This is a genomic window from Pseudomonas sp. UYEF17, from assembly GCF_040546125.1.
In the GTDB taxonomy this organism is placed as follows: domain Bacteria; phylum Pseudomonadota; class Gammaproteobacteria; order Pseudomonadales; family Pseudomonadaceae; genus Aquipseudomonas; species Aquipseudomonas putida_Z.
On the sequence record NZ_JBEPNE010000006.1, the window covers coordinates 145,003 to 171,817 of the forward strand.

The window sequence follows — 26,815 nt, forward strand, 5'->3', positions numbered from 1 at the left end:
TCGCCCGTCGGATCTTTCGCCCTGATCTGTAGTCTTCTGGTTTATCGAGAGAATAAGGAGATACGCATGCTCGTCCGGTCACTGACCCTCGCCACCTTGCTCGCGCTCGTCGGCCCTGTGTTTGCTGCCGACAGTGACGCGCCGCTGGCCAAGGAACTGGGCAAGGCCAGGCCCTTGGTCGTCATTGCGCCCAGCAGCGCCGACCCGACCTTGCGTGGGTTGAACGAGGCCCTCAAGGACCCGGCCACCCAGGCCGCCTTCAAAGAGCGCAACCTGGTGGTGTACAGCGTTGCCAACATGATGGGCAAGCGTGAGGACAAGAACCTCGAGCAGCAGACCACCATGGCCCTGATCCGCGAGTTGAAGCTGGGTGCCAGCAAAGGCACCAAGGTGATCCTGGTGGGCAAGGACGGTGAGCGGCACATGCTCAAGGACGACGAAGAGGGAGGGGCTATCGACCCGCAGGTGATCCTCAAGGCGGTCGATGATCTGCCCGCCAGCGAAAAAGCCGTGTCGGCGCCGGAGCCTGTGGCAGCGGCGGCACCGGAACCCAAGGCCAAGGACAGCAAGCCGGCAAAGCCCGCCAAGCCGGCCGCGCCACCCAAGCCGCTGGAAGACTGACCCTGCACGACGGCCCCGAGTCACCTTGGGGCCGTTGTGTGTCCCACTGTATCTGCCCACGCCGCAGACCCATTCCCATACAAAACCGCACCCCGCGCGATACATCCACGACATACCGCAACGGCCTAATGGCTCCACATTCCAACCACAGTGGAGCTACACCATGACTCAAGTACGAAACACCCTCGGCCTGCTCGGCGCTGCCCTGATCGGCAGCATGGCATTGAGCAGCAGCGCCTTTGCCGTCGAGCCGTTGGCCCAGGGTTACCAGCTGGCTTCGGCCAAGGTGGCCGGCGAGGGCAAGTGTGGTGAAGGCAAATGTGGTGGCAGCGCCAAGGCCACCCAGGGCGAAGGCAAATGCGGTGAGGGCAAGTGCGGCGCCAGCGCCAAGGCCGGTGCCGAAGGCAAGTGTGGCGAGGGCAAGTGTGGTGATGCCTCGTTCGCCAAGACCGACAGCAACCACGACGGCAAGGTCTCGCGCGACGAGTTCCTGGCGGTGGCCAAGGACCGTGCCGGCGACTTCGACAAGATCGACAGCAACCATGATGGCTTCATCTCCGAACAGGAGGCGGCGGATCACCTCAAGGCGATCTACCAGGCTAATGGCAAGGCCATGCCCGAAGGCTTGTTCAGCCACCTGACCGGCAAGTCCTGACCTTCTGCCCCATGAACCGCGCAACGCCCCTCCTGCTGGTCAGGCGGGGCGTTGTGCCTGTTGCGGAGACCTGTTCATGCACCTCACATCTTTGTCCCCTGTACCTTTACAGACCGGGCTAGGCCTGCGCCGCGGCCTGCTGCCGGAACTGCTGGCCATGGAGGCTGGCGCCGTGGACTTCCTGGAATGCGCACCGGAAAACTGGGTTGCCGTGGGCGGTGCCTACGGCAAGGGCCTGGCGCAGTTGGCCGAGCGTTTTGCCATTACCTGCCACGGGCTGTCGTTGTCGCTGGGTGGCAGCGAGCCGCTGGACCGCCATTTCCTTGGCCAGACCCGCCAGTTTCTCGACCGCCACCAGGTGCGCCTGTACAGCGAGCACCTGAGCTACTGCAGTGATGACGGGCACCTGTATGACCTGATGCCCATTCCATTCACCGACGAAGCGGTGCGCCATGTGGCCGCGCGGATTCGCCAGGCCCAGGAATACCTGGAGCGGCGTATTGCCGTGGAAAACATCAGCTACTACGCCGCACCGTACCAGGCGATGAGTGAACTCGACTTCATCCGCGCGGTACTCGATGAGGCCGACTGCGACCTGCTGCTGGACGTCAACAACGTCTTCGTCAATGCCTGCAATCACGGCTATGACGCCCGCGAATTCCTGGCGGGCTTGCCCCAGGCGCGGGTCACCGGCATGCACGTGGCTGGCCATTACGATGAAGCGCCGGACCTCAAGGTAGATACCCATGGGGCTGCGGTGAAGGAAGATGTGTGGGCGCTGTACGCGGTCGCCTGTGTGCGTTTCGGTGTGCAACCGACCGTGCTCGAGCGTGATTTCAACTACCCGCCGCTGGCCGAACTGCTCGCCGAGGCGGCGCGCATCCGCACTGTGCAGCGTGCTGCGGGAGGGCATGCAAATGAATGAGACCTTGCGTGAGCAGCAGTACACCTTGGCCCGGCACCTGCGTGACCCGCAGCGCCATGCGCCGCCGCCGGGCGTGGAGGCCCGGCGCCTGAAGGTTTACCGCGAGCTGTTCTATGGCGCTATCGAAGGTTTGCTGGCCGGCAGTTTTCCGGTGATGCGCCAGGCGTTGGGCGAGCCGCGCTGGCATGCCCGAGTGCGAGATTTCTATGCCAACTATCGCAGCCAGACACCGTTGTTCACCGAGATTGCTCAAGCGTTCGTCGATTACCTGCAAGGCATCGAGCTGGATGCGCCCTGGCAGCTGGAGCTGGCGCACTATGAGTGGGTCGAGGCGCAGTTGTATCTGAGCGATGCCGAGGACCCGGCCCATGACCCGGCAGGCGACCTGCTGGAAGGGGAGCCACTGTTGTCGTGTGTGGCACGGGTGTTGGCCTATCGCTGGCCGGTGGAGCGGATCGGGGCGGATTACCAGCCAGCGGTCGCGCCAGAGGCGCCGACCTTGTTGCTGGTTTATCGCGATGCGGGGTTGAAGGTGCGCTTCGCGCGCCTGGCGCCGCTGGCGTACCGGTTGCTGGCGCTGGAACAGGGCAGTGGGCGGGCTCGGTTGGAGGCGTTGGGCGGTGCTGTGGAGGAGGGGTTGGCGTTGCTGGAGGGATTGCGCGAGCAGGGGGTCATCATCGGTACAGGTTGAGTGCGGGTACGGGGGGCGCCTTGCGCCCCTATCGCGACACAAGGCCGCTCCTACAGAGGTACACGATCCCCTGTAGGAGCGGCCTTGTGTCGCGATGGGCTGCAACGCAGCCCCGGCGATATCACCTGCAGAACCGCCCTCTGAGCCAATGATCCAGGCTCAACCGCCCAGCCCCTTTCAGCAGCAGTGGCAGCAACGCCACCAGGTAGATCAGCGGCAACTTGAAGTTGCCAAAGCCCTGGTCGGTAATCGCATACCCTTGGGCCAGCTCGGCCAGGCTCGACCAGTGCGCCGGCCAATGTACCGCGGCAATCGCCACCACGGTCACCACCATCAGCCCCAACGAGGCCAGCCGGGTACCCAGCCCCAGCAACAGCAGTAACGGCAGGATCAGCTCTGCCCACATCGATAGCTGCCAGTTCAGCTCTGCAGGCAGCAGGTTGAAGGGGAACGGGAAGTTCGCTTGCAGGTCGGCGAACCAGTTGCTGCCATTGAATTTCTCCCAGCCGGATTCGAAAAATTCCCAGGCCAGGAACAGCCGCAACGGCAGGTCGGCGCTCCAGGTACCGAAACGGTCGAAGGTGGTCAGGGTGCGGGTCAAGGTGGTCATGCTGGTTTCTCTCTTCAGGAAAGGGCACGGGCGTTACGGCGTTGCTGGCGGGCCAGCTTGGCGGTGAGCTTGACGGCGATGGCGCTGAACATCAGGGCGAACGCCAGCGGGTACCAGCCGCCCATTGGGATGCGTTTGTAGAACGACAGGCAGAACACCGCGGCCAGTACCCACATGCCGGTGCTGTGCAGGGCCTGCCAGGCACGGCCACCCAACAGGCGCATCGGGGCCTTGAACGAGGTGATGGTGAGCAGCAGCAGGAACAGGTAGCCGAGGGTGCCGGGCAGGCTGGAAGTGAGCGTGCGGCCGGCCCAGAACAGCTCGGGGAATTGCTGGGCATAGCGGTAGATCAGTACGCCGTGCACGGTGTGGGAAAAGGCGAATGCCAACCCCAGATAGCGCCGTTCCTGGAGGATGCGGCGGCTGCTGGTGCCAGGCAGCAAGGTCACCAGCGACGAGGCCAGGAAGGCCAGCAGGAATAGCGCGAAGGAGCTGCGCGCAGTGGCACGGATCGCGCTGCGCAGGCCGTCCGGATCAGGTTGGCTGGCCAGGACCACGGCAGTCATCGCCAGGGTCAGGCCGGCGAGCGTGGCGAACAGCTTCCAGCCGGAGGGAAGGGTGAGGGGTTTCATCTGGAGGCTCCCGGGGTGTGGTTGTGTGACCGGGAGTGTGTCGGGGTGGGGTATCTGCAGTGTGTCGGCGGTGGTGGGGTTGTGTATCGGAGTGTACTGATACTTCAAGCGCCACCTGCTTTTTGTGGGAGCGGCCTTGCGTCGCGAAAGGGCCGCAAAGCGGCCCCGGCAATTCATGCGACGAAGCTGAAAACCTGGGGCTGCTGCGCAGCCCTATCGCGACGCAAGGCCGCTCCCACAAACTGTCATTTGAGCTCGATCTGCGCGCACAGCCCGCCGCCTGCGCGGTTGCTCAGGGTCAGTCGGCCGCCCATGGCCTGGATCAGCTGATGGGCAATCGCCAACCCCAGCCCGGTGCCGCCGGTGCTGCGGTTGCGTGAACCTTCCACGCGATAGAACGGCTTGAGCACTTCATCCAGTTCGCCACCGGGTATGCCTGGCCCGTTGTCGAGCACGCGGATCAGGGTCCTTTCGCCCTCGCGGCACACCTCCAGCTCGGCAGCACCGGCAAACTTGAGGGCGTTGTCCACCAGGTTCACCAGCACTCGGCGCAGGGCATGCGGGCGGGTTTCCAGCAGACTGCCGCTGCTGCCATGGCGCTCGACCTGGGCGCCACTGTCCTGGTAATCGAACACCAGGCTGTCGAGAAAGGCATCGAGGTTGACCCGGCACGGGGCCTCGGTGCTGGTGTCCATGCTGCGGGCATAGGCCACGCCTTCGCGCACCAGGTGTTCCATTTCACCCAGGTCGCTCCACAGCTTGTCCTTTTCCACCCCTTCGTCCATCACTTCGACACGCAGCTTCATGCGCGTGATCGGTGTTTGCAGGTCGTGGGAAATGGCCGCCAGCAACTGCATGCGTTCCTTGAGGTAGGCAGCGATGCGCGCCTGCAGGGCGTTGAAGGCCACGGCGGCGTAGCGCACCTCGCGCGGGCCGCTTTCATCCAGCTGCGCGCCAGGCTTGTCCGGGTCGAGGTTGTCCACCGCACGGGCCAGGCGGGTCAGCGGGCCGATCGCCAGGCGTACCGCCAGCCAGGTGCACAGCAACAGCACGGCCAGCTGGATCAGCAACACCACGGGCAGCCAACGTGCCACCGGGACCGGCGATGGGGTTACGTCGATGGTCAGCGGTGCGCCATCGGCCAGGGTCAGGTGTGCCTGGAAGTGCGCATTCGGGCCGGGGATTTCCTGGAAGGAAAGGCGATAGTCGGCGCCAATGGCCTTGACGATCGAGTCGGCGGCCATGGGCGGGTCGCTGGTCGGCATGGCTTCGCCCGCCAGGCCCTGGTCCAGCCGGTAGCGGTAGGTACGCCGCTCCAGGCGCGGCAGCCAGGCGGCGCGCTCGGCCGCGGGCAGGCGGTCGAGGATGGCCACCGAGGTGGCCACGTCCTGCTCCAGGGTGCTGAGCATCATCGAGCGGCTGCTGATGTAGCGCTCGTAGGCCTGCAGGCCGAACGACAGGCCGTAGGCCAGCACCAGGCCGGTGAAGAAGATCAGTGCCAGGCGCGAGGCCAGGGTACGTGGCCATTTCATGATGGCGACTCGAGCAGTTGCACCGGCAGCGAGAACACGTAGCCTTCGCTGCGCACGGTCTTGATGCAGCTGGGTTCGCGGGCGTCGTCACCCAGGCGCTGGCGCAGGCGGCTGACCAGCAGGTCGATGGAGCGGTCGAAGATGTCGGCTTCGCGGCCCTGGGTCAGGTTGAGCAACTGCTCACGGCTGAGCACCCGCTGCGGGTGGTCGAGAAACACCCGCAGCAGGCGGTATTCGGCACCGCTCAGGGCGACCAGGGTGCCTTCGCTGTCGAGCAGGTGGCGCGCGGTGGTGTCCAGCCGCCACTGGCCGAAGCCGAGCAGGCGGCTGCTTTCGCTGATGGTCAGGTTGGGCGGCAGCATGCGCGTGCGGCGCAGCACGGCATTGATACGGGCCAGAAGTTCGCGGGCCGAGAACGGCTTGGTCAGGTAATCGTCGGCGCCCATTTCCAGGCCGATGATGCGGTCGGTTTCGTCGTTGCGGGCGGTCAGCATCAGCACCGGGGTGTTGCGGTGCTTGCCGGCGCGCAGCTCGCGGCACAACAGCAGGCCGTCGTCGCCGGGCATCATGATGTCCAGGACGATCAGGTCGACGCTGTTGGCTTCGAGAAAGGCGCGCATCTGCCGGCCGTCGGCGACGATGCTGGTGCGCAGGCCGTTCTTCTTCAGGTAGTTGCCGACCAGTTCGCGGATTTCGCGGTCGTCGTCGACGATCAGGATGTGATCGACGTGTTCCATGCGCTGCGTTCCTGTGCAAGAAGGGATGGGCGCAGTGTACCGAGCGCAATCGCGCTTGCCTGCGGGGGTTTGTATTGCAGTGTATCTGGCATGTGTACAGACACAGGAGGAAGCACATCACAGCTTCGGGCGACACATACGGGATACCTGGCCGGCGTGAAATGGCTCTCGACCGGGGAGCACAACTCCCCACCCTCAAGCGTTACACAGGAGAGATGCCATGAACTTCAATACCTTCGCCCGTGCCAGCCTGTTCGCCGTGCTCAGCTTCGGCGCCATTGCCGCCCAGGCCTCCACGATGCCGATGGACGACAGCGGGGTCATGCAGTACCGCTACGGTGACCACCTGGATGTGAAGAAAGTGCTGTCGATACAGGACGACCAGAGCGACGCCTGCGGCCTGGTGAACACCCGCATGGACTACCTCGACTCCAACGGCCAGCAGCAGAGCGTGCAGTACCGCACCTACGCCACCGGCGGTTGCCATGAGAATTGATCGCCGCTTGTTGTTGAAGGTTGGCGGTATTGCCCTGGCGCTGGCCGGCCTGGGCCTGGCCGGGCACCTGATGGCCCGCGACAGCTACGGTGCCATGCCGTCGCTGTCCGGCGCCAGCCAGTGGCTGAACTCGGCGCCGCTGGATGGCCCTGGGCTCAAGGGCAAGGTGGTGCTGGTGGACTTCTGGACCTGGGACTGCATCAACTGCCGGCGCAGCCTGCCGCATGTGAACGAATGGGCGCGGCGCTATGCCGACCAGGGCCTGGTGGTGGTCGGCGTGCACACCCCGGAGTACGACTACGAGCACGATGTAGGCACCTTGCGTGACAAGGTAGCCAGCCTGGGGATTGGTTACCCGGTGGCGGTGGATAACGACTACAAGGTGTGGAATGCCTGGGGCAACCAGTTCTGGCCGGCGCATTACTTTGTCGACCGCAAGGGGCAGGTGCGCCATGTGCACTTTGGCGAGGGGGATTATGGTGGGCAGGAGCAGGTGATACAGGCGTTGCTGGATGAGAAAGGGTGAGTTGTCTGTGCCGGCCTCTTCGCGGGCTTGCCCACTCCCACAGGGATTTGCGTAATCAGTGAAATCTGCGCAGTACCTGTGGGAGCGGGCAAGCCCGCGAAGAAACCAACCCCTGTCTATCAGGTGAAACTGGCAAAGTGCGCCTGCATCCGCGCCGCATCCGCCTGGCGCCCGCTGAACAGCTCGAACGCCTTCACCGCCTGGAACACGGCCATGTTGCTGCCATCCAGGGTGCGGCAGCCCAGCGCCCGGGCGGCGCGCAGCAGTTCGGTCTCCAGCGGGAAGTAGATGATCTCCGCCACCCACAGGCGCGCATGCAGCAGCTCCACCGGCAGCGGTGTGCCCGGCAGCTTGGCCATGCCCACCGGCGTGGTGTTGACCAGCCCGTCCGCCTCGGCCAGGGCCGTGGCCAGGTCGTTGCCGACCACGGCGCGCCCGGCACCGAAATGGGCATTCAGGTTGTCCACCAGGGCCTGCGCACGGGCCGCGTCCACTTCGAACAGCACCAGCCGCTCGACCCCTTCACCCAGCAGGGCATGGGCCACGGCCGAACCGGCACCACCGGCACCCATCTGCACCACCTGGCGCCGTGCCACATCAGGCAGGCCACGGCGCAAGCCTTCGGCAAAGCCCAGGCAGTCGGTGTTGTGGCCGACCCGCTTGCCGTCCTTGAGCACTACGGTGTTCACCGCGCCGATGCCGCGGGCTTCGTCCGACAGTTCGTCGAGCAACGGCAGGATCGCCTGCTTGAACGGATAGGTGATGTTGAGCCCGGTGAAACCGGTGTGCTGGGCGGCGTCGAGCAGGCCGGGCAGGGCGCTGTCGTCCAGTTGCAGCTGGTCGGCATCGATCAGCCGATACAGGTAGCGCAGCGCCTGGGCATCACCTTCGTGTTCGTGCAGGGCAGGGGTGCGCGACAGCTGGATGCCGCGGCCGATCAGGCCGGCGAGGATGGCTTGCTGGCTCATGCGTTGTGCTCCTGCAACATTTCGGCGAAGTGGCTGATGGCCATGCGGTAGCCATGGCTGCCCAGGCCGCAGATGACCCCGACGGCGATGGATGATACGAACGACAGGTGACGGAACGGTTCGCGCTTGTGCACGTTGGACAGGTGCACTTCGATTACCGGCACTTCGCTGGCCACCAGGGCATCGCGGATGGCCACCGAGGTATGGGTCCAGGCACCGGGGTTGATCACGATGCCGGCGCAGCGGCCACGGGCAGCATGGATCCAGTCGATCAGTTCGCCTTCGTGGTTGGTTTGGCGGAATTCGATTTCCAGGCCGCGGGCATGGGCGGTATCGGCACAGCCCTGGGCCAGGTCGGCGAGGGTTTCGTGGCCATATTGGGCAGGCTCGCGGGTGCCCAGCATGTTCAGGTTGGGGCCGTTGAGCACGAGAATGAGGGGCTTCATGACGGGCATCGCTTTGTTGTTGTTGGATGCGTCTAGTTTTGTACCGACTGGTTAGTTTAGTCAATTGGACTAAACCGCTGTACCGGGAAAGTGGGCGATTATCGAACTCTCAGTATGTACACACCCTCTGTAGGAGCAGCCTTGTGCTGCGAAGAGGCCGGCAGTGCCATTACATCTGCTGTGGCAGTACCGGCCTCTTCGCAGCACAAGGCTGCTCCTACAAAGAGAAACGCAGCTGGATTACAAAATTGTAATTTCCCCGCCACCGCCCCGATAAGCGCGGCTTTCTACAGTCCCTCGCCAAAGCTCGCCGACGAGGATCTGTTTCGTGCCCATCCCCCGCAAGACCGCCTTGCTCTGCCTGTTGCTGGCTGTTGCCGCCAGCGCCCAGGCCAGCCAGAGCCTGAGCCTGCCCCAGGCGCTTGACGCCGCCTTTGCCCAGAACCCGGAGCTGGCCGCGGCCGGCCGGGAAATCGGCATTGCCGATGGCGAGCGGCGCCAAGCAGGGCTGATCCCCAACCCGGAGCTGTCCTGGGAGGTCGAGGACACCCGCCGTGACACCAGCACCACCACTGTCACCCTCAGCCAACCGCTGGAGCTGGGCGGCAAGCGCGGTGCTCGCATCGCCGTGGCCGGTGCCGGCCAGGCCATTGCCCAGCTGGACCTGGAGCGCCAGCGCAACGGCCTGCGCGCCGATGTGGTGCAGGCGTTCCACGCGGCCCTGCGCGCGCAGACCGCGCTGGAGCTGGCGCAACAATCGCAGGCGTTGACCGAGCGTGGGCTGCGAGTGGTGCAGGGGCGGGTGACCGCTGGCCAGTCATCGCCCGTGGAGGCCACCCGGGCCCGGGTGCAGTTGGCCCAGGCCCAGGCTGAAGTGCGCCGTGCGCAAACCCAGCGCAGTGTGGCTTACCAGGCCCTGGCACGGTTGACCGGCAGCCCGCTGGCAAGCTTCGACCAGTTGCAGGCCGCCAATCTGTCCCCCGGTGATGCGCCCAGCGCCGACGCCCTGCTCGACCAGGTCGAGCAAACGGCTGAATGGCGTCTTGCCGCCGCCCAGGTCGAGCGCGGCGAAGCGTCCCTGGGTTCGGAAAAGGCCCTGCGCATTCCCAACCTCACCGTCAGCCTTGGCAGCCAGTACAGCCGCGAAGACCGCGAGCGGGTCAATGTGGTGGGCCTGTCGATGCCCTTGCCGCTGTTCGACCGCAACCAGGGCAACGTGCTGGCCGCGGCCCGCCGGGCCGACCAGGCGCGTGACCTGCGCAACGCCGTGGAGCTGCGCTTGCGCAGTGAAACCCGCAGCGCCGTCAGCCAGTGGGCCACGGCCATGCAGGAAGTGCAGGCCTATGACCGCACCATCCTGCCTTCTGCCCAGCAGGCCGTGGACACCGCCACACGCGGTTTCGAAATGGGCAAGTTCGCCTTCCTCGATGTGCTCGACGCCCAGCGCACGCTGATCGAGGCGCGCGGGCTGTACCTCGAGGCTCTGGCCTCGGCGACCGACGCGCGGGCGCAGGTCGAGCGGATCTATGGCGACCTCGATGGCCTGCGCAACAAATTGAACAGCAGGAGCAACAATGACTAATCCACGCAAGATAGCCCTTCTGGCTGCCGCCATTGCCGCGCTTGGCCTCGGTGGCCTGGCCTGGACCGGCAACCTCGGCAACGCGTCAGGCACTGAAGCCCGGCACGACGACCACGGCGAAGACAGCCACGGCCACGGCGAGGAACAGGCCGGCGAGGGCCACGAAGAAGAGGAGGGCAAGCTGCACCTGTCCATCGCCCAGATCGAAGCTGCCGGTGTGCAACTGGCCAATGCCGGCCCTCGTGAACTGGGCACCGCCATCAGCTTCCCGGGTGAAATCCGCTTCGACGAGGACCGCACCGCCCACGTCGTGCCACGCGTGCCCGGTGTGGTCGAGTCGGTGCAAGCCGAGCTGGGCCAGGCGGTCAAGCGTGGTCAGGTGCTGGCGGTAATCGCCAGCCAGCAGATTTCCGACCTGCGCAGCGAACAACAGGCTGCCCAGCGCCGCCTGGAACTGGCGCGCCTGACCTTCCAGCGCGAACAGCAGCTGTGGCAGGAACGCATCAGTGCCGAGCAGGATTACCTGCAGGCCCGTCAGGCGTTGCAGGAAGCCGAGATTGCCTTGGCCAACGCCCGGCAGAAAGTCGCCGCCGTGGGCCCGGCCGGCGCCGGCAACCGCTATGAACTGCGCGCGCCGTTCGATGCAGTGGTGGTGGAAAAGCACCTGACCGTGGGCGAGGTGGTCGATGAGACCAGCAATGCCTTCACCCTGTCTGACCTGAGCCGGGTCTGGGCCACCTTCGCCGTCGCCCCGCGCGACCTGGACAAGGTGACCACCGGCCGTAATGTCACGGTCAGCGCGCCGGACCTGGGCGCCCAGGTCGAGGGCAAGGTCAACTACGTCGGCAGCCTGCTCGGCGAGCAGAACCGTGCCGCCACTGTCCGCGCCACGCTGGCCAACCCCAACGGCGCCTGGCGCCCCGGGCTGTTCGTCAATGTCGCGGTCAGCGTCGAACGCTTCAACGCCGCCGTGGTGGTACCGCAAAGCGCCCTGCAAACCTGGGAGGAGCAGACCGTGGTGTTTGCCCGTACCGAGGAAGGCTTCGAGGTCCGCCCGGTGAAGACCGGCCGCCGCGACGCCGGCCAGGTGGAAATCACCACCGGGCTTGCCGCCGGAACCCAGGTGGCCGCTGCCGGCAGCTTTGTCCTCAAGTCCGAGCTGGGCAAAGGCTCGGCCGAGCACAGCCATTGATCACGGGGACGCCTGCATGTTCGAACGCCTGATTCAATTCGCCATCGAGCAGCGCCTGGTGGTGATGCTGGCCGTGGTCCTGATGGCCGCGGTGGGTATCCACAGCTACCAGAAACTGCCGATCGACGCTGTACCGGACATCACCAACGTCCAGGTGCAGATCAATACCGCCGCCCCCGGCTATTCGCCGCTGGAGACCGAGCAGCGCATCACCTTCGCCATCGAGACCGCCATGGCCGGCCTGCCCGGGCTCAAGCAGACCCGCTCGCTGTCGCGTTCGGGCCTGTCGCAGGTCACGGTCATTTTCGACGACGGCACCGACCTGTTCTTCGCCCGCCAACTGGTCAACGAGCGCCTGCAAGTGGCGCGTGAGCAGTTGCCCGACGGCATCGAAGCGGGCATGGGGCCGATTTCCACCGGGCTGGGTGAAATCTTCCTGTGGACGGTGGAAGCCGAGCAGGGCGCGCTGAAGGAAGACGGCACACCCTACACCCCGACCGACTTGCGGGTGATCCAGGACTGGATCATCAAGCCGCAGCTGCGCAACGTGCCCGGGGTGGCCGAGGTCAACAGCATCGGTGGCCATGCCAAGCAGTACCTGATTGCGCCGGAGCCCAAGCGCCTGGCGGCCTACAAACTCACCCTCAACGACCTGATCGCGGCGCTGGAGCGCAACAACGCCAACGTCGGCGCCGGCTACATCAAGCGCAATGGCGAGCAGTTGCTGATTCGCGCGCCAGGCCAGGTGGCGTCGGCCGAGGACATCGCCAACATCGTCATCTCCAGTGTGGATGGCACGCCAATCCGCGTCAGCCATGTTGCCCAGGTCGGCCTGGGCGAAGAACTGCGCTCGGGCGCGGCCACCGAAAACGGCCGGGAAGTGGTGCTGGGCACGGTGTTCATGCTGATTGGCGAGAACAGCCGCACGGTGTCACAGGCGGTCGCCGCCAAGCTGGTCGAGATCAACCGCAACCTGCCCAAGGGCGTGGTCGCGGTGACGGTGTACGACCGCACCAATCTGGTGGAAAAGGCCATCGCCACGGTGAAGAAGAACCTGATCGAAGGGGCCATCCTGGTCATCGCCGTGTTGTTCCTGTTCCTGGGCAACATCCGCGCTGCGCTGATCACCGCCATGGTCATTCCCTTGTCGATGCTGTTCACCTTCACCGGCATGTTCAGCAACAAGGTCAGCGCCAACCTGATGAGCCTGGGCGCACTGGACTTCGGCATCATCGTCGACGGCGCGGTGGTGATCGTGGAGAACGCCATCCGCCGCCTGGCCCACGCCCAGCAACGCCATGGCCGCATGCTGACCCGCACCGAGCGCTTCCATGAAGTGTTCGCTGCCGCCCGTGAGGCGCGTCGGCCGCTGATCTATGGCCAGCTGATCATCATGGTGGTGTACCTGCCGATCTTTGCCTTGACCGGGGTGGAGGGCAAGATGTTCCACCCTATGGCCTTTACCGTGGTCATCGCCCTGCTTGGTGCCATGATCCTCTCGGTTACCTTCGTGCCGGCGGCCATTGCCCTGTTCGTCACCGGCAAGGTCAAGGAAGAGGAAGGCCTGGTAATGCGCACGGCGCGTCAGCGCTATGCCCCGGTGCTGGCCTGGGTGCTGGGCCGGCGCAAGCTGGCGTTCGCTGGCGCCGCCACCCTGGTGTTGTTGTCCGGGGTTATGGCCAGCCGCATGGGCAGCGAATTCATCCCCAGCCTCAGCGAAGGCGACTTCGCCCTGCAGGCCCTGCGCGTGCCAGGCACCAGCCTGTCGCAGTCGGTCGACATGCAGCAGCGCCTGGAACAGGCGATCATCGCCCAGGTACCGGAAGTGGAGCGGGTGTTCGCCCGCACCGGCACCGCCGAGATCGCCTCCGACCCGATGCCGCCGAACATTTCCGACGCCTATGTGATGCTGCGTCCGCGTGAGCAATGGGGCGACCCGGGCAAGCCGCGTGATGAGCTGATCGCCGAGGTACAACGCGCCGCCGCCAGCGTGCCGGGCAGCAACCACGAGCTGTCGCAGCCGATCCAGCTGCGCTTCAACGAGCTGATTTCCGGGGTGCGCAGCGATGTGGCGGTGAAGCTGTTCGGTGATGACATGGACGTGCTCAACCGCACAGCCGCGCAGATCGCCAGCAGCCTGCAAGGCGTGCCGGGCGCGTCCGAGGTAAAGGTCGAGCAGACTACCGGACTGCCGGTGCTGACCATCGATATCGACCGCGACAAGGCGGCCCGCCATGGCCTTAATGTGGGTGATGTGCAGGACGCCATTGCCATTGCCGTGGGTGGCCGCACGGCCGGCACGCTGTACGAAGGTGACCGCCGTTTCGACATGGTGGTGCGCCTGTCGGAACCCCTGCGCACCGATGTCGACGGGCTGGGCAGCCTGCTGATTCCGGTGCCGGCCAGCGCTGCTGCGGGTGCCGGGCAAATCGGCTTCATCCCGCTGTCGCAGGTAGCCACGCTGAACCTGCAGCTGGGGCCGAACCAGGTCAGCCGCGAGGATGGCAAGCGGGTGGTGGTGGTCAGTGCCAACGTGCGCGGGCGCGACCTGGGTTCGTTCGTCGAGGAGGCCGAGCAGACGCTGATCGAGCAGGTGCAGATACCGCCGGGTTACTGGACCCGCTGGGGTGGCCAGTTCGAGCAACTGCAGTCGGCGGCCGAGCGCCTGCAGGTGGTGGTGCCGGTGGCCTTGCTGCTGGTCATGGCGCTGTTGCTGATGATGTTCAACAACCTCAGGGATGGCCTGCTGGTGTTCACCGGCATCCCGTTCGCCCTTACCGGCGGGGTGCTGGCGCTGTGGTTGCGGGACATTCCGCTGTCCATTTCCGCTGGCGTGGGGTTCATTGCCTTGTCGGGGGTGGCGGTGCTCAACGGGCTGGTGATGATCGCCTTTATCCGTGGCCTGCGGGAGGAAGGGCGCACGCTGCGGGCAGCGGTCGAGGAGGGTGCGCTGACGCGCTTGCGGCCGGTGCTGATGACGGCACTGGTGGCGTCGCTGGGGTTCATCCCGATGGCCTTGGCGACCGGGACCGGGGCCGAGGTGCAAAGGCCGCTGGCGACCGTGGTGATTGGCGGGATTCTGTCGTCCACCGCACTGACCTTGCTGGTGTTGCCGGCGTTGTATCAGTGGGCGTATCGGCGCGAAGAGGTGCAGGAGGGTTGAGAATCCTGGGGCTGCTTTGCAGCCCATCGCGACACAAGGCCGCTCCTACAGGGGACCGCATCAGCTGCAAATTGACGCGATCCCTTGTAGGAGCGGCCTTGTGTCGCGATGGGCCGCAAAGCGGCCCCAAATTCTCAAACGGTACTACGGGCTCCGGGCCGCGCGCTCTCCGTTCCCGCCTCATCATGCAACGAAATCCGCGAAGTCTCCGGCAACGCCAACCCACCCACCAACGCCACCAGTGCAATCACCACCAGGTAGAACGCCGGTGCCAGGCTGCTGCCGGTCTGCCCGATCAGCCAGGTCGCCACCAGCGGTGCGGTACCGCCAAACAGCGTATAGGCCACGTTGTAGGTAATTGCCGAAGCGGTATAGCGGGTGCGGGTAGGGAAGCTTTCCGACAGCAATGCCGCCGTGACCACGCCACTGCACAGCGCCCCCACCGCCAGCAGGATCACCCCCAGCAGCGCACCGGACATCGAGCCGGAACTGGCCAGCCAGTACGCCGGGAACACGCACAGCATCACCCACAGGCAGGTAAAGCCGATGGTCTTGCGCCGCCCGACGCGGTCCGAGAACGCCCCGGCCAGCGGGCAGCCGACCGCGGCGAACAGCAGGGCCACGGTAGTTACCAGCAGCGATTGCGCGCGGGTCAGGTTGCCGACCAGTTGCAGGTAGGTGGCGAAGTAGGTGGTGAACATGTAGAACGACAGCGCGGTCAGCGAGATGAAGGCCCCCAGGTTGCGGATCGCCCGGCCATGGTTGCGCAGGGTTTCCTTGAGCGGCGAATGTTCATGCTCCTTGCCCTGGGCGATGGCTTCGCGGAACGCCGGGGTTTCTTCCATGCGCCAGCGCAGGTACAGGCCGACCAGCCCCAGCGGCGCGGCGATCAAGAACGGGATGCGCCAGCCCCAGGCATTCATCGCCTCGGCCGACAGGCTGGCTTCCAGGCCATAGGCAATCACTGCCGCGCAGGCAAAGGCGGAAAAGGTCGACACCGGCACGAAGCTGCCATAGAAGGCGCGCTTGTCGTTGGGCGCATGCTCCATCAGGTAGGCGCAGGCCCCGGCATACTCGCCACCGGCGGAAAAGCCCTGCAGGCAGCGCGCCAGGGTCAGCAGCGCGGGGGCTGCCAGGCCGATGCTGGCGTAGGTCGGCAGCAGGCCGATGAGGGTCGTGGAGCCGGCCATCAGCAGGATGGTCAGCGACAGGATGCGCTTGCGCCCCAGGCGGTCACCCAGCGCGCCGAACACGATGCCGCCCAGCGGGCGCAGGGCGAACGCCACGGCGAATACCGCAAAGGTCTTGAGCAAGGCCACGCTGGCGTCTTCGCTAGCGAAGAACTGGCTGGCGATCAGGGTAGCGAGAAAGCCGTAGACGGCGAAGTCGAACCATTCGACGAAATTGCCGATGGCCGAGGCGGCGATCACCCGGCGCAGGGTGGCGGGGGATACCTCGTGAGGTGCGGGCATGCGAGTGCTCTCCGGTTCCATTGGCAGGCATGATGAAAGTGGCGCGGTCGGGCCGCGCCATCATTGTTGTGCTTGCCAGTAGATAGCCGGGCGCTGGAGGACGCTTTGTCGAGGGCGACCTCGGGATGCCTGATTCAACCGCGAGTTGTTCGCTTGGCGCGGTCCACTGTGGGAGCGGCCTTGTGTCGCGAAAGGGCTGCGCAGCAGCCCCTCGATTGCAGCTTCGCCACTGACATCGCCGGGGCCGCTCAGCGGCCCTTTCGCGACGCAAGGCCGCTCCCACAAGAGCCAATGCAGGCCGGGATGTTCATGCAAGACAGGCCATGGGGTCAGAAACGCATGTCCAGCGCCAGCTCGAAGGTACGCGGCGGCCCCATGTAGTACTGGCTGTTGTAGGCCTGCTTGGCATACACCTCGTCGGTCAGGTTGCGTACCCGCCCGGTGAGCGTGGTGTGTTCATCCAGCCGGTAGCGGGCGAACGCGCCGAACAGGGTGTACGCCGGGGCCTTGAGGCTGTTGGCGTTGTCGGCATACACCGAGCCCACGTAGCGCCCGTCTGCCCCCACCGACCACGCCGGGGTCAGGCTGTAGGTCAGCCACAGGTTGGCGACGCTGGCCGGTACGTTCACCGGTGCGTTGCCCTTGCGCGATACCGACACGCCGTTGACCGCCTCGTTGAACGCGTCGTACTGCGCATCGACATAGGCATAGTTGGCCTCGGCCAGCAGCTTCGGCGTCACCTGCAGGCGCCCGGACAGCTCGACACCGCGTGAGGTCTGCTGCCCGGCCTGGACCGTGAGGTTGGCGTCGTTGGAGTCGCGCACGGCAAAGTCCTTGCGCACGATCTGGTACAGCGCCAGCGTGGCCGCGCCGCGCCCGTCGAGAAAGTCGAACTTGCTGCCCACTTCCCACTGCTCGCCCTTGGACAGGTCGAACAGCCCGACGTTGGAATAGGTCGCTGCCGCCAGCGAGCCGGCCGGCAAGTCGGCAGAGGTACTGTACTGCGCATAGACGCTGGCGGACGGGGTCAGCGCGTAGGTCAGGCCGATACGCCCGGAAAGGGGTTCCCAGCGCCGTTCGAAGAACGCCGGCGAGGTTGGCGTTACCGCGCCGTAGTTGGTCACCTGCATGTCGAGGTAGTCGTAGCGCAGGGCGGTCAGCAGGGCCAGGCGTTCGGTGAGTTGCAGGCGGTTTTCGGCAAACACCGCGCGGTTGGTCACCTCGTGGCGGCGTTGCTTGGTCAGGCCGGCATTCACCCCGGGGATGTCGTCGAAGCTGCCGGGGTCGAAGTGCTCGGCATCGACCACGTCGCTCCAGCTGCTCGAGGTGGGGTAGAGGGTCTGGCGCATGCGCGAGTACTCCAGCCCCAGCGACCACTGGCTGGCCAGGCCGAACAGCTGGTTGTCGTGGCGCAGCTCGATGCGGTCGCCCAACAGGTTCTGGTCGTGGCGCTGCAGGTAAGGGCTGCTGCGCCGTACCTTGCCATCGCTGGTGTAGCTGTAGCGTTCGAGGTTGCGGTAATCGCGCTGAGCGTTGTAGTGGTACAGCGTGTTCTGCACGCTGGTGCTGTCGCTGAGCTGGTAGTCGAGGATCGAGCGTAGCCAGCGTACCCGCTGCTCGTAGCGCCCGTCGCCGACGTTGTAGTTTTCGAAGCGGCGGCTGTTGTCGATCTTCATCGTGCTGCGCCCGGGCAGGATCGGCGAGCCCCAGTAAGGGCTGTCTTCGCGGTCTTCCTGGTACTCCAGGGCCAGGGTGTGGGTGAGGTTGGGCGTGAGGTCGCTCAGCAACGAGAAGGCCACGCTGTCGGTGTGCCGTTCGTTGCGGTCGATGTAGCCGTTGCCCTGCCCGCGGCTGAAGTCCAGGCGCATGAAGTGGCGGGCATCGGCGGGGTTGCTGGCCAGTGCCTGGTTGATGCCGAACGCCACTTCGCTGTCGTCGAAGCTGCCATGGCGGATACGGCCGTCGATGGTCTGCTGATCGCGGCTGGCCAGCTTGGTGATGTAGTTGATCGAGCCGCCCACCGCGCCCGCGCCATGCAAGAACGACGATGGCCCGCCGATCAGTTCGACGCGGTCGAGCACCCAGGCATCCACTGGCCGGGTGGCGCTGCTGTAGCCCAGGTTGATGCCGTTGTACAACTGGGTAACCTGGTTCTGGGTGAAGCCGCGGTAGGCGACGAAGCCGCCAAAGCCGGGGTTGGCCGAGGCATTGACGCCTGTCATGGCGTTGATCACATCTTGGCTGTCCTTGGCGCCGCGCTCCTCGATCAGGCGGCGGTCCGAGACACTGACCGAGGCCGGCGTTTCCCGCGCGGTGAGGCCCAGGCGCGAACCGGTGCGGATCGGCTCGTCCAGTTGCACGCCGCTGGCGGCGTCGCGTTCACCGTCGATGGTGGTGGCGCTCAGTTCCACCGGGGCAGCATCCGCCCAGGCAAGGTTGCAGGTGCCCATGAGGAGCACCAGGGAGGTTTTGCGAAGCATGTTGGTGTGTCTTCCACGCAAAGGTCATGGCTGACCGCGAGCGCGCGCAGTCAGGCGCGCCCGGTCGAGGTCAGGCGAAATGAAGTACGGCTGCGGGGAAAGCGACGGGGGAGGCGCGGGGGTTGAGGGCGGGGCGTTGATAGCGCGGCGGCGGTTGCGCCCAGCTGCGCACCACGATGGGCGAGGTGGCCACGGCTTGCGTAGGGGTGAACGACCAGCCTCCGCTGCTGAGCGGCACGGCCAGGCCGAACGAGGAGCACACCGGGCAGTCGAGCTGGGCCATGTGCTGGTCGCCGCCGGCGCCATCCAGGTCGATGGCAACGCCGTGTTCGCTGTTGATCGAGCAGAAACCACCTTCCAGGCCGGCCAGGCGCAGGCCACCCATCTGGCCATGGTGCAGGCCGCACAGAACCAGGCTGAACAGGACACTGGCGTAGAGCGTCCAGGCGGTCAGCGTGCGGGTATGCCGGGTGGTTTTCATGGCGGCGAATCTACCATCCGGATGAACGGTCGGGTAGTGCTTCGGGCTTGATATTTTGGGGCTGCAATTTGACGCGATGCCTTGTAGGAGCGGCCTTGTGTCGCGAAAGGGGCGCAAAGCGCCCCCAGGGTTCTGTCAGGCCGCACGCTCCAGTACATCCAGCAAATCAACAAACTCCAGCGCCAGTTTATGCCGCGGTGCCAGGTGCACCAGCGGCACCGAGGCCTGGTGCGATTCACGCATCTTGATCGAACTGCTCAGGTACACCGGCAGCACCGGCATGCCTTCACCGCGCAATTGCTCGACCAGGGTCTGGTGCAGCGCGGTGCGCCCGGCGAACTGGTTGACCACCACACCTTCCACCTGCAACGCCGGGTTGTGGTCCTGGCGCAGTTCTTCGACCTCGGCCATGACGCAGTGCAGGGCCTGGCGCGAAAAGCTGTCGCAGTCGAACGGGATCAACAGCCGCTCGGCCGCCACCAGCGCGCTGAAGGTATAGAAGTTGAGCGCCGGCGGGGTGTCGATGTAGATCCGCTCGTAGTCCTCGCCCAGTTCCACCAGCAGCTTGCGCAGCTTGTTGATCTTGAACTTGCTCTCCAGCTTGCCTTGCAGGTCGCTGAGGTCGGGGCTGGCGGTCACCAGGTGCAGGTTTCTGTAGCGGGTTTCGGTGATCGCCACCCGGTGCTTCTTGCCGGCAGCGGTGACTGGCGACAAGGTCTGGCGGAAGAAATCGGCGATGCCGGAAGGAATGGCGTCATTGACCAGGCCGGTCAGGTAGTAGGTGGCATTGGCCTGCGGGTCGAGGTCGACCAGCAAGGTCCGGTAGCCTTCGGCGGCACTGGCGGCGGCAAGGTTGCAGGCGATGCTGGACTTTCCGACGCCACCTTTCTGATTGAAAACCACACGACGCATTAGACGCTCATCCATGAAGTGAAAATGTCAGGTTGGGGTCAATCCTATGACTGGAACAAGACAGTTTTATGACAAGGAATGTTACAGCCTGCCAAGTTCATTCCGTCATGTGGCAATCGGTTTGCCTTGAGCTGTGTAGTGTCTGTTCCGGCCCTTTCGCGGGTGAACCCGCTCCCACAGGTTATGCACCGCCCTTGAGGGCTGCGGGGTACCTGTGGGAGCGGGTTTACCCGCGAAGAGGCCGGAACAGGCAAGCAAGGGCGTTCAGGCAACAACCACCCGATTGCGCCCCTCCTGCTTGGCCCGGTACAGCGCCCGGTCAGCCTCGCTCAACGCATCCCCCGGTTCGCTCTCGGTCTGGCCATCCCAATGCGCCACCCCCAGCGACACCGTCACCGCCCCCACCGGCTCCACTGGCGTATCCTGCACCGTCACCCGCAGCCGCTCGGCCACCACTGCCGCAACGTCCAGGCTAGCCCCCGGCAGCAGCATCAGGAACTCCTCGCCGCCGGTGCGGCACAGCAGGTCACCCTCGCGGCAGCAGCGGCGCATCAGCTCCGCCAACCGGCGCAACACCTGATCACCCACCTCGTGCCCGTGGCAGTCGTTTACCCGCTTGAAATGGTCGACATCCAGCACGATGGCCGCAAACGCCCGGCCTTCGGCTTCCAGCAACGACAGGTTGAACTCCAGGCTGCGGCGGTTGCCCAGGCCGGTCAGCGGGTCGGTCTGGGCGTCGCGGTTGAGTCGGCCGATGCGTTCATGCAGCAGGTTCAGCCCGAACAGCAGCGCGCGCTTCAACTCGGCCGCCTCGAAATACCAGGCCGGTACCCGATGCAGGCGTTCGGCAGTGCCGGCCCAGTCCATCGAGCGGGCGCCGGCGGCCAGCTGCCACAGCGGCCGGGCGATGGTCATGGCCAGCCACCACAGCAGCACGCTGCCCACCAGCGCCAACGGTGCGGAGGTGCCGACCACGTTGAGGATCAGGTGGCTAAGCGGCGTCACTGTCTGGGTCAGCGGCTGCTGCGCCACCACGCCCCAACCGGCGCTGGGCACGGTGGCGTATCCGGCGAGCATTTCCACGCCGAGGCTGTTGGTCAGTTGCCGGGTACCATTGCCCAGGCTCGCCAGCTGATCGATCAATTCATTGCCTTCAACCACCGTCCCCACGCGCTGGCTGTCGGGGTGGTACAGCAGCCGGCGGTTGCGGTCGACCACGTACAGGTAGGAACCATCCTTGTAGAAATGCTCGCCCAGCAGGCTGTTGAGGATGTTGCGTTCACGCAGGTACAGGCTGCCGCCGACATACCCCAGGTAGCGGCCATTGCTGTCGAAAATGGGTTGCGACAGCGCCACCACCAGGTTGTTGGCCGCCGATATGTAGGGCGTCGACACCAATGGGCGGCGCGCCTGCAGCGCCTCCTGGACACCGGGCGAATGCATGTGGCTGCCGACCAGGTGCCGCAAGGGGGCGGGGGAAATCGCCAGCAGCACCCCGTTGGCATCGATTACGAAGGTGGAATTGAAGGCCATGCTCTGGCTCAGGACACGCTCGGTCTCCGCCTGCAGGGCGACGGCGTCACCCAGCTGGCGGCCTTGCACGCCAGCACTGAACGACAGCTGCTGCAAGGCGTTGTCGATAAAGGTCTCGGTGATGCTTGCCAGCTTCATCGCATACACCCGGTTGGCTTCCAGGGCATGGTCGATCAGCAGTTGGCGTTGCACCCGGTAGCTGGCGAAGTAGCTGGCGCACAGCATGACCACGGCGGTAAGGGCGCAAAGCACCAGAATGAGTGTGCGTAGATCCGGGCGCAGTCCGTGCTTGGCGTGTGGCAATCCTGACCTCGGGTGATCGAAAACAGCTACGAAATGGGAACAAACTTACGCCTTATGAGCGCAGTGGGGAACCGCGTTCAGGAGCCTGCCTTTTCCAGCGCGTCCAGCTCGTCTTCAACCTGCTGCATGCGCTGCTCGGCCAGGGCCTGCACTTTCGCGTCGCGGGCCGATTCGCGCATCAGGGCGGTGAGCTTTTCGCTCAGGCGCTTGCCGGCCTCGGTGTCTTCCAGGGCGCGGGCCTTGGCCGGGTCCTGAGTGGCCTCGACGATGGTGGCGAACTCGGCATCGCTGAAGTTCTTTTCGCTGTACAGGCGGAACAGGTCCTGGCGCTGGTCCTCGACGGTCAGGTGCTTGCGCAGCACGCCCTGGATGGTCGCTTGCGGCAGCTGCGGGTGCGTGCGGCCGAGCAGCGCGGCCATGCGTTCGATGTTGTGCGTGTAGGCATCCTGCAGCGGCAGCTGGGCCAGGATCTGTTCTTCACGGGAGGGTTTCTGGTCGCAGGCGGTGAGGGCTGCGGTCAGCAGCAGGGGCAGCAGCAACTTCTGGAGGCGAGGCATGGCGTGGCCTGGTTGGGCAGTGAGTGCTGCCGATTATACGGCAGTTGTGGTTGCCTGATGGATTTTGGGGGCCGCACAGCGGCCCCAGAATTTTTCAGGTCACGCGAAACATCAGAACCCACCCCCCAACGGCCATTCCACCGCCAACCGTATCTGGTCCCCATCCAGCTCCGCCTGCGCCGTATTGCCCCGATGCACGTTATGCCGCAGCGAAAACGCGGTGCCCTTGGCCTTGCCGCTCTGCACCACATACCGTGCCTCCAGGTCGCGCTCCCAATGCTTGCCCCCCTTGCCATACCCCAGGTACGCATACCCGCCCGCAGGGTCGACATGGCTGCCGTCGATATCGAACCCGCGCACGTACAACGCCGTCAGGTTCAACCCCGGCACGCCGTAGGCGCCCATGTTCAGGTCATAGCGCGCCTGCCACGACTTCTCGTTCGGTGCGTTGAAGTCCGACATCTGCACCGCGTTGGCAATGAAGATCGCCCCTCGCGTCACGTAGTCGAATGGCGTGTTGCCGTCCACCTGCTGCCAGCCCAGGCTGAAACCGTGCGGCCCGTGGTCGTAACGCGAGACCAGGCTCCAGGTGGTGTTGTCGATGTGCCCGGACAGCGCTTTGCCGGTATCGGTGGTGCGGTACAGGTTGAGGTCGAGGGTGAGGCTGCGTCGCTCGTCCAGGGCATGGCTGAGGGTGCTTCCCAGGTAATGCTGGTTCCAGCTGTCCTGGTAGCGTGAGGTGTACAGGCTGCCGCTGAAGGCGGCGCCGGGGTTCCACACCACGCCGGCCAAATCGAAGCTGTTGCCCTGGCGGCCATTGGAGTAGTTCACCACGAAGCCCTGGTCGTGGCTGGAAGCATTGCGGTCGGCGTTTTCGTTGAAGTGCCCGGCCACCAGCCTGAGGTGCTCGAACTCGGTGCTCTCAAGGAAGAACCCGGTCGCGGTCTCGGGTAGCAGGCGGCTGTCGGAGGAACTGAACACCGGGGTCTTGACCCGTTGCTCACCGTAGGACAGCACCGTATCGGACATGCGCAGTTTCAGTGCCGCGCCGGCACGGCTGTATTCGTTCTTCGGGTGCCCCTCGTTATCCACCCCGAGCAAGCGTGCCTTGCCCACACGCCCCCCGCCGCTGTCGAGTTGCACGCCCAGGTAGGCGTGGGCGTCGACCCCGACACCAATCAGCCCCTGGGTGAAACCGGACCGGAAGGTGCCCATCAGGCCATAGGCCCATTCCTCGGCCTTGCCGCTACGTTCATCGCGCCGCTTGTAGGCGTTGCGCCCGGCACTGTTGCGCCCGCCATGCTTGTAGTCGCGCTGGTCGAATACGCTGCGGTTGAGCAGGCTCCAGCGGCCATCCTCGACAAAGCCGTTGCTTTGCGACTGGGCGGAGTCGGCCAGCGCAGGGGGCGCGAGCAGGGCGCTGGCGAGCAGCAAAACGGCAGGGCGCGGCATGGGCAGAACTTCCTGTTCAGGGGGCGCGAAAACGCAGGATGCGCGCGCCGTCGAAGGGGTCGATGAGGTAATGGGCGTGCACGCCGAAGGTGTTCAGCAGGCACTCGGGTGTAAGCACCTCGAGCGGTTTGCCGAGGGCGACCAGGCGGCCCTTGTCGAGCACCGCGACGCGGTCGCAGGTGAGCGCCTGGTTGAGGTCGTGCAGGGCCACCAGGGTGGTCACCGGCAGGGCCTGCACCTGTTGCAACAGGCTCAGCTGGTGCTGGATATCCAGGTGGTTGGTCGGCTCGTCCAGCAGCAGCACCTGCGGCCGCTGTGCCAGGGCACGGGCAATGTGCACGCGCTGGCGCTCGCCACCGGACAGCGACCCCCACAGGCGGGTGCGCAGGTGCAGGGCGTCGAGGTCGGCCAGGGCCTGCTCGACGATCGCGCGGTCTTCCCCGGAGAACGGTGCCAGCGCCGACAGCCAGGGGGTGCGGCCCAGGGCAACGGCATCGAACACGCTGATCGCATCGAGGGTGTCGGCCTGCTGTTCGACCAGCGCCAAGGCCTGGGCGACACGGCGTCGGGGCAACCGTGCCAGCAGTTCGCCCAGCAGTTGCACGCTGCCGCTGCCTGGCTTGCGCAGCCCGGCCAGCACCTTCAGCAGCGAGGATTTGCCGGAACCGTTGGGGCCGACGATGCCCAGGGTTTCACCGGCGACAACGCTCAGTTCGATATCGCTGAGCACGGTGTTGCCGGCCAGTTGCAGCCCCAGGTTCTGGCAACTCAAGGGGGCCAGCTGTAGCGCCGTCATGACCGTCATGGGCGCCCCCGGCGGCTGACCAGGATCAGCGCGAAGACCGGTGCGCCGAGCAGCGCGGTGACCACGCCAACGGGGATCACCTGGCCCGGGATCAAGGTGCGCGACAGGATGTCGGCGGCAATCAGGAACAGTGCCCCGCCCAGTGCACTGGCGGGCAGCAGGCGGCTGTGCCCGGGGCCGAGCAGCAGGCGCAGGGCATGGGGGATCACCAGCCCGACAAAACCGATGGCGCCGACGATGGACACCATCACGGCGGTCACCAGCGCCGCGCAGCTGATCAGCAGCAACTGGGTACGCCGCACCGGGATGCCCAGCGACGCCGCCGAGTCGGCACCGAAGGTGAAGGCATCCAAGGCACGGCGATGCCACAGGCACACCAACAGCCCGAACAGTACAACTGGCACGGCCAGCCACACCGAAGGCCAACGTACGCCACTGAGGTTGCCCAGCAGCCAGAACAGGATGCCGCGTGCCTGTTCGGCGGTGGCCGACATGGTGATGAGGAAGGCGGTAAGGGCGTTGAACAGTTGCGAGCCGGCGATCCCGGCAAGGATCACCTGGGCGTTGTTGCTGCTGGGGCCGGCTGCCCGGGCCAGCAACAGTACCAGGGCGAACGCTGCCAGGGCGCCGATGAAGGCACCGCCGGACATGCTCAGCGCCAGGCTGCCGAAGCCCAGCAGGCCCACCAGCACCGCCCCGGTCGAGGCGCCGGCAGACAGCCCCAGCAGGTAAGGCTCGGCCAACGGGTTGCGCAACAGTGCCTGGAGGATCACGCCGCAGGTGGCCAGGCCGGCGCCGCAGGCCGCAGCAACCAGGGTGCGGGGCAGGCGGTAGTTCCAGACAATGCCGGCGTCGATCGGGTCGACCGGGTAGCCGGCCTGCCACAGGTGGTTGGCCAGCACCTGGCCGACCACGCCGGGCGACAGGTTGGTTTCGCCGATGGCGGTGCCGGCCAGCAGGGCCGCCAACAGGGCGGCCAGGGCAACGGCGATGCAGGGTAACAGGCGCATCATCACTGGGCTGCTTTGCCGCTGGCGAAGGCGGTGGCCAGTGTCTGCAGGCCGCTGAACAAGCGAATGCCGGCCTGCATGGCGTCGGCGTCGAGGATGATGATGCGATCGTGCTTCACCGCGTCCATGTTGCGCGTTACCGGGTCGCTACGCAGGAATGCCAGCTTCTTCTGGTAGTCGTCGGCGGGGTAGCGGCGGCGGTCCATGCGGGCAATGATCAGCCAGGTGGGGTTGGCCTTCGCCAGGGTTTCCCAGCCTACGGTCGGCCATTCTTCACTCGACTCGACCACGTTGCGCACGCCGAGGGTGCGCAGCATGAAGTCGGCGACCCCCTGGCGGCCCGCCACGTAAGGGTCGATGTGCAGGTCGGCGCTGGAGAACCAGAACAGCGCCGAGGTGGCGGACAGGTCCTTGTCGGCCAGTTGTGCCTTGGCACTGTCCAGGCGGCCTCTGAGTTCGGCATTCAGGGCCGTGCCACGGTCCTGCACATCGAAGATTGCCGCCAACTGGCTGACGCTCTTGTAGATAGTGTCGACCTGGAACGCCTGCAGGCGGGTGCCATCGGCGCCCACCAGGTTGTCCTTGCCTTCGCAGTCCGACGGCAGCAGGTAGGTGGGGATGCCCAGTTCATCGAACTGCTCGCGGGTGCCGACCACGCCCTGGGCACCGACCATCCATTCGAACTGCACCGTCACCAGTTGCGGGCGCTTGCCCACTACCGCCTCGAAGCTGGGTTCGTTGTCGGCCAGGCGCGGCACCTTGGCGTTCTGCACCTGGTACTCGGGCAGCACGTTGTTGAACCACAGCGAGGTGGCCGCCAGTTTGTCGCCCAGCCCCAGCGCGTAGAGCATCTCGGTACCGGCCTGGCCAATGGTGACCGTGCGTTGCGGCGCCTGGGCGAAGGTTTGCGGCTTGCCGCAGTTGTCGACCGTCAGCGGGTAATGGGTGGCAGCAGCCTGGGCCAGGCCGGTGAGGCCGAGGCCGGCGAGCAGGGTGGCAAAACGGGGCAGCATGCTGGGCGATCTCCTATCGGA

At 65.6% G+C, this 26,815-nt stretch carries 25 protein-coding genes; 9 read left to right on the plus strand and 16 right to left on the minus strand.

Going from position 1 to position 26,815, the window contains the following annotated elements:
• Positions 1 to 66: 66 nt before the first annotated feature.
• The 4 genes from ABIB24_RS12330 (at position 67) to ABIB24_RS12345 (ending at position 2,892) form a co-directional block, all read left to right on the plus strand.
• Entirely contained in the window at positions 67 to 621 is a 555-nt protein-coding gene (locus ABIB24_RS12330; protein ID WP_047932611.1) for a DUF4174 domain-containing protein, read from the plus strand.
• A 163-nt stretch (positions 622 to 784) separates the two neighbouring features.
• Entirely contained in the window at positions 785 to 1,276 is a 492-nt protein-coding gene (locus tag ABIB24_RS12335) for an HvfA family oxazolone/thioamide-modified RiPP metallophore (protein WP_013971966.1), read from the plus strand.
• A gap of 76 nt (positions 1,277 to 1,352) precedes the next feature.
• Entirely contained in the window at positions 1,353 to 2,201 is an 849-nt protein-coding gene (locus ABIB24_RS12340) for an HvfB family MNIO-type RiPP peptide maturase (protein WP_137163503.1), read from the plus strand.
• Complete coding sequence (locus ABIB24_RS12345) at positions 2,194 to 2,892, plus strand: HvfC family RiPP maturation protein (RefSeq protein ID WP_274079353.1); 699 nt, start codon at positions 2,194 to 2,196, stop codon at positions 2,890 to 2,892. The genes ABIB24_RS12340 and ABIB24_RS12345 overlap by 8 nt, the downstream gene beginning before the upstream one ends.
• Before the next feature lie 121 nt (positions 2,893 to 3,013).
• Here the strand turns inward: ABIB24_RS12345 and ABIB24_RS12350 are convergent, their stop codons facing one another.
• The 4 genes from ABIB24_RS12350 to ABIB24_RS12365 form a co-directional block, all read right to left on the minus strand.
• Positions 3,014 to 3,502, minus strand: a complete 489-nt coding sequence (locus ABIB24_RS12350) for an HvfX family Cu-binding RiPP maturation protein (RefSeq protein WP_046615678.1) — start codon at positions 3,500 to 3,502, stop codon at positions 3,014 to 3,016.
• A 14-nt stretch (positions 3,503 to 3,516) separates the two neighbouring features.
• Positions 3,517 to 4,134: a ferric reductase-like transmembrane domain-containing protein gene (locus ABIB24_RS12355; RefSeq protein ID WP_025338500.1), complete on the minus strand. Its 618-nt coding sequence runs from the start codon at positions 4,132 to 4,134 to the stop codon at positions 3,517 to 3,519.
• 245 nt (positions 4,135 to 4,379) lie between these two features.
• Positions 4,380 to 5,666 carry a sensor histidine kinase gene (locus ABIB24_RS12360; RefSeq protein WP_354316499.1) on the minus strand — a complete coding sequence of 429 codons (1,287 nt, stop codon included), beginning with the start codon at positions 5,664 to 5,666 and terminating at the stop codon, positions 4,380 to 4,382.
• Complete coding sequence (locus tag ABIB24_RS12365) at positions 5,663 to 6,403, minus strand: response regulator (protein WP_003250463.1); 741 nt, start codon at positions 6,401 to 6,403, stop codon at positions 5,663 to 5,665. The genes ABIB24_RS12360 and ABIB24_RS12365 overlap by 4 nt, the downstream gene beginning before the upstream one ends.
• Before the next feature lie 220 nt (positions 6,404 to 6,623).
• Here ABIB24_RS12365 and ABIB24_RS12370 point away from each other — a divergent pair, with 220 nt between their 5' ends.
• Both ABIB24_RS12370 and ABIB24_RS12375 read left to right on the plus strand, forming a co-directional pair.
• A complete protein-coding gene (locus ABIB24_RS12370; protein ID WP_274079355.1) occupies positions 6,624 to 6,899 on the plus strand; it encodes a DUF2790 domain-containing protein in 276 nt (91 codons plus the stop codon).
• Positions 6,889 to 7,425 (plus strand): thioredoxin family protein, encoded by a 537-nt coding sequence (locus tag ABIB24_RS12375; protein ID WP_075044653.1) that lies wholly within the window; start codon positions 6,889 to 6,891, stop codon positions 7,423 to 7,425. Before ABIB24_RS12370 ends, ABIB24_RS12375 begins: the two co-directional genes overlap by 11 nt.
• A gap of 119 nt (positions 7,426 to 7,544) precedes the next feature.
• Here ABIB24_RS12375 and ABIB24_RS12380 read toward each other — a convergent pair whose 3' ends face one another.
• The gene (locus ABIB24_RS12380; protein WP_025338504.1) at positions 7,545 to 8,393 is read right to left on the minus strand and encodes a shikimate dehydrogenase; all 849 of its coding nucleotides are present in this window, start codon (positions 8,391 to 8,393) and stop codon (positions 7,545 to 7,547) included.
• On the minus strand, positions 8,390 to 8,839 hold the full coding sequence (gene aroQ / locus ABIB24_RS12385; RefSeq protein WP_354316503.1) for a type II 3-dehydroquinate dehydratase: 450 nt from the start codon (positions 8,837 to 8,839) through the stop codon (positions 8,390 to 8,392). The genes ABIB24_RS12380 and aroQ overlap by 4 nt, the downstream gene beginning before the upstream one ends.
• Positions 8,840 to 9,167: 328 nt before the next feature.
• Between aroQ and ABIB24_RS12390 the strand changes: the two genes are divergently transcribed.
• Genes ABIB24_RS12390 through ABIB24_RS12400 form a run of 3 tightly spaced genes read left to right on the plus strand, consistent with a single transcriptional unit; the run spans position 9,168 to position 14,776 of the window.
• Positions 9,168 to 10,421, plus strand: coding sequence for a TolC family protein (locus ABIB24_RS12390; RefSeq protein ID WP_274120226.1), 1,254 nt, complete (start codon positions 9,168 to 9,170; stop codon positions 10,419 to 10,421).
• Positions 10,414 to 11,613: an efflux RND transporter periplasmic adaptor subunit gene (locus ABIB24_RS12395; protein WP_274079356.1), complete on the plus strand. Its 1,200-nt coding sequence runs from the start codon at positions 10,414 to 10,416 to the stop codon at positions 11,611 to 11,613. Before ABIB24_RS12390 ends, ABIB24_RS12395 begins: the two co-directional genes overlap by 8 nt.
• A gap of 16 nt (positions 11,614 to 11,629) precedes the next feature.
• Positions 11,630 to 14,776 carry an efflux RND transporter permease subunit gene (locus ABIB24_RS12400; RefSeq protein WP_354316506.1) on the plus strand — a complete coding sequence of 1,049 codons (3,147 nt, stop codon included), beginning with the start codon at positions 11,630 to 11,632 and terminating at the stop codon, positions 14,774 to 14,776.
• A 134-nt stretch (positions 14,777 to 14,910) separates the two neighbouring features.
• Here the strand turns inward: ABIB24_RS12400 and ABIB24_RS12405 are convergent, their stop codons facing one another.
• From ABIB24_RS12405 to ABIB24_RS12450, 10 genes are all read right to left on the minus strand, one after another.
• Positions 14,911 to 16,248, minus strand: a complete 1,338-nt coding sequence (locus ABIB24_RS12405) for an MFS transporter (RefSeq protein ID WP_137163513.1) — start codon at positions 16,246 to 16,248, stop codon at positions 14,911 to 14,913.
• A 329-nt stretch (positions 16,249 to 16,577) separates the two neighbouring features.
• Positions 16,578 to 18,728 carry a TonB-dependent receptor gene (locus tag ABIB24_RS12410; protein ID WP_354316508.1) on the minus strand — a complete coding sequence of 717 codons (2,151 nt, stop codon included), beginning with the start codon at positions 18,726 to 18,728 and terminating at the stop codon, positions 16,578 to 16,580.
• Between the two features lie 70 nt (positions 18,729 to 18,798).
• Positions 18,799 to 19,209, minus strand: a complete 411-nt coding sequence (locus ABIB24_RS12415; protein WP_085705700.1) for a DUF2946 family protein — start codon at positions 19,207 to 19,209, stop codon at positions 18,799 to 18,801.
• 135 nt (positions 19,210 to 19,344) lie between these two features.
• Positions 19,345 to 20,121: a ParA family protein gene (locus tag ABIB24_RS12420; RefSeq protein WP_085692114.1), complete on the minus strand. Its 777-nt coding sequence runs from the start codon at positions 20,119 to 20,121 to the stop codon at positions 19,345 to 19,347.
• A gap of 264 nt (positions 20,122 to 20,385) precedes the next feature.
• Entirely contained in the window at positions 20,386 to 21,957 is a 1,572-nt protein-coding gene (locus ABIB24_RS12425) for a sensor domain-containing diguanylate cyclase (protein ID WP_354316511.1), read from the minus strand.
• A gap of 77 nt (positions 21,958 to 22,034) precedes the next feature.
• On the minus strand, positions 22,035 to 22,514 hold the full coding sequence (locus ABIB24_RS12430) for a hypothetical protein (protein WP_085663195.1): 480 nt from the start codon (positions 22,512 to 22,514) through the stop codon (positions 22,035 to 22,037).
• 111 nt (positions 22,515 to 22,625) lie between these two features.
• A complete protein-coding gene (locus tag ABIB24_RS12435) occupies positions 22,626 to 23,966 on the minus strand; it encodes an OprD family porin (RefSeq protein WP_354316514.1) in 1,341 nt (446 codons plus the stop codon).
• 16 nt (positions 23,967 to 23,982) lie between these two features.
• Positions 23,983 to 24,771, minus strand: a complete 789-nt coding sequence (locus tag ABIB24_RS12440; RefSeq protein WP_354316516.1) for an ABC transporter ATP-binding protein — start codon at positions 24,769 to 24,771, stop codon at positions 23,983 to 23,985.
• The gene (locus ABIB24_RS12445) at positions 24,768 to 25,784 is read right to left on the minus strand and encodes a FecCD family ABC transporter permease (protein ID WP_085619097.1); all 1,017 of its coding nucleotides are present in this window, start codon (positions 25,782 to 25,784) and stop codon (positions 24,768 to 24,770) included. Before ABIB24_RS12445 ends, ABIB24_RS12440 begins: the two co-directional genes overlap by 4 nt.
• Complete coding sequence (locus ABIB24_RS12450) at positions 25,784 to 26,794, minus strand: ABC transporter substrate-binding protein (RefSeq protein ID WP_084785140.1); 1,011 nt, start codon at positions 26,792 to 26,794, stop codon at positions 25,784 to 25,786. Before ABIB24_RS12450 ends, ABIB24_RS12445 begins: the two co-directional genes overlap by 1 nt.
• Positions 26,795 to 26,815 lie beyond the last annotated feature (21 nt).

What these genes read in the sequence shown, in the direction of transcription:
- ABIB24_RS12440 (WP_354316516.1), bottom strand. Translation starts at nt 24,771, where the DNA reads ATGACGGTCATGACGGCGCTACAGCTGGCCCCCTTGAGTTGCCAGAAC.
- ABIB24_RS12330 (WP_047932611.1), top strand. Translation starts at nt 67, where the DNA reads ATGCTCGTCCGGTCACTGACCCTCGCCACCTTGCTCGCGCTCGTCGGC.
- ABIB24_RS12355 (WP_025338500.1), bottom strand. Translation starts at nt 4,134, where the DNA reads ATGAAACCCCTCACCCTTCCCTCCGGCTGGAAGCTGTTCGCCACGCTC.
- ABIB24_RS12400 (WP_354316506.1), top strand. Translation starts at nt 11,630, where the DNA reads ATGTTCGAACGCCTGATTCAATTCGCCATCGAGCAGCGCCTGGTGGTG.
- ABIB24_RS12415 (WP_085705700.1), bottom strand. Translation starts at nt 19,209, where the DNA reads ATGAAAACCACCCGGCATACCCGCACGCTGACCGCCTGGACGCTCTAC.
- ABIB24_RS12380 (WP_025338504.1), bottom strand. Translation starts at nt 8,393, where the DNA reads ATGAGCCAGCAAGCCATCCTCGCCGGCCTGATCGGCCGCGGCATCCAG.
- ABIB24_RS12370 (WP_274079355.1), top strand. Translation starts at nt 6,624, where the DNA reads ATGAACTTCAATACCTTCGCCCGTGCCAGCCTGTTCGCCGTGCTCAGC.
- ABIB24_RS12350 (WP_046615678.1), bottom strand. Translation starts at nt 3,502, where the DNA reads ATGACCACCTTGACCCGCACCCTGACCACCTTCGACCGTTTCGGTACC.
- ABIB24_RS12405 (WP_137163513.1), bottom strand. Translation starts at nt 16,248, where the DNA reads ATGCCCGCACCTCACGAGGTATCCCCCGCCACCCTGCGCCGGGTGATC.
- aroQ (WP_354316503.1), bottom strand. Translation starts at nt 8,839, where the DNA reads ATGAAGCCCCTCATTCTCGTGCTCAACGGCCCCAACCTGAACATGCTG.
- ABIB24_RS12435 (WP_354316514.1), bottom strand. Translation starts at nt 23,966, where the DNA reads ATGCCGCGCCCTGCCGTTTTGCTGCTCGCCAGCGCCCTGCTCGCGCCC.
- ABIB24_RS12360 (WP_354316499.1), bottom strand. Translation starts at nt 5,666, where the DNA reads ATGAAATGGCCACGTACCCTGGCCTCGCGCCTGGCACTGATCTTCTTC.
- ABIB24_RS12395 (WP_274079356.1), top strand. Translation starts at nt 10,414, where the DNA reads ATGACTAATCCACGCAAGATAGCCCTTCTGGCTGCCGCCATTGCCGCG.
- ABIB24_RS12365 (WP_003250463.1), bottom strand. Translation starts at nt 6,403, where the DNA reads ATGGAACACGTCGATCACATCCTGATCGTCGACGACGACCGCGAAATC.
- ABIB24_RS12430 (WP_085663195.1), bottom strand. Translation starts at nt 22,514, where the DNA reads ATGCCTCGCCTCCAGAAGTTGCTGCTGCCCCTGCTGCTGACCGCAGCC.
- ABIB24_RS12340 (WP_137163503.1), top strand. Translation starts at nt 1,353, where the DNA reads ATGCACCTCACATCTTTGTCCCCTGTACCTTTACAGACCGGGCTAGGC.
- ABIB24_RS12445 (WP_085619097.1), bottom strand. Translation starts at nt 25,784, where the DNA reads ATGATGCGCCTGTTACCCTGCATCGCCGTTGCCCTGGCCGCCCTGTTG.
- ABIB24_RS12450 (WP_084785140.1), bottom strand. Translation starts at nt 26,794, where the DNA reads ATGCTGCCCCGTTTTGCCACCCTGCTCGCCGGCCTCGGCCTCACCGGC.
- ABIB24_RS12410 (WP_354316508.1), bottom strand. Translation starts at nt 18,728, where the DNA reads ATGCTTCGCAAAACCTCCCTGGTGCTCCTCATGGGCACCTGCAACCTT.
- ABIB24_RS12420 (WP_085692114.1), bottom strand. Translation starts at nt 20,121, where the DNA reads ATGCGTCGTGTGGTTTTCAATCAGAAAGGTGGCGTCGGAAAGTCCAGC.
- ABIB24_RS12375 (WP_075044653.1), top strand. Translation starts at nt 6,889, where the DNA reads ATGAGAATTGATCGCCGCTTGTTGTTGAAGGTTGGCGGTATTGCCCTG.
- ABIB24_RS12335 (WP_013971966.1), top strand. Translation starts at nt 785, where the DNA reads ATGACTCAAGTACGAAACACCCTCGGCCTGCTCGGCGCTGCCCTGATC.
- ABIB24_RS12345 (WP_274079353.1), top strand. Translation starts at nt 2,194, where the DNA reads ATGAATGAGACCTTGCGTGAGCAGCAGTACACCTTGGCCCGGCACCTG.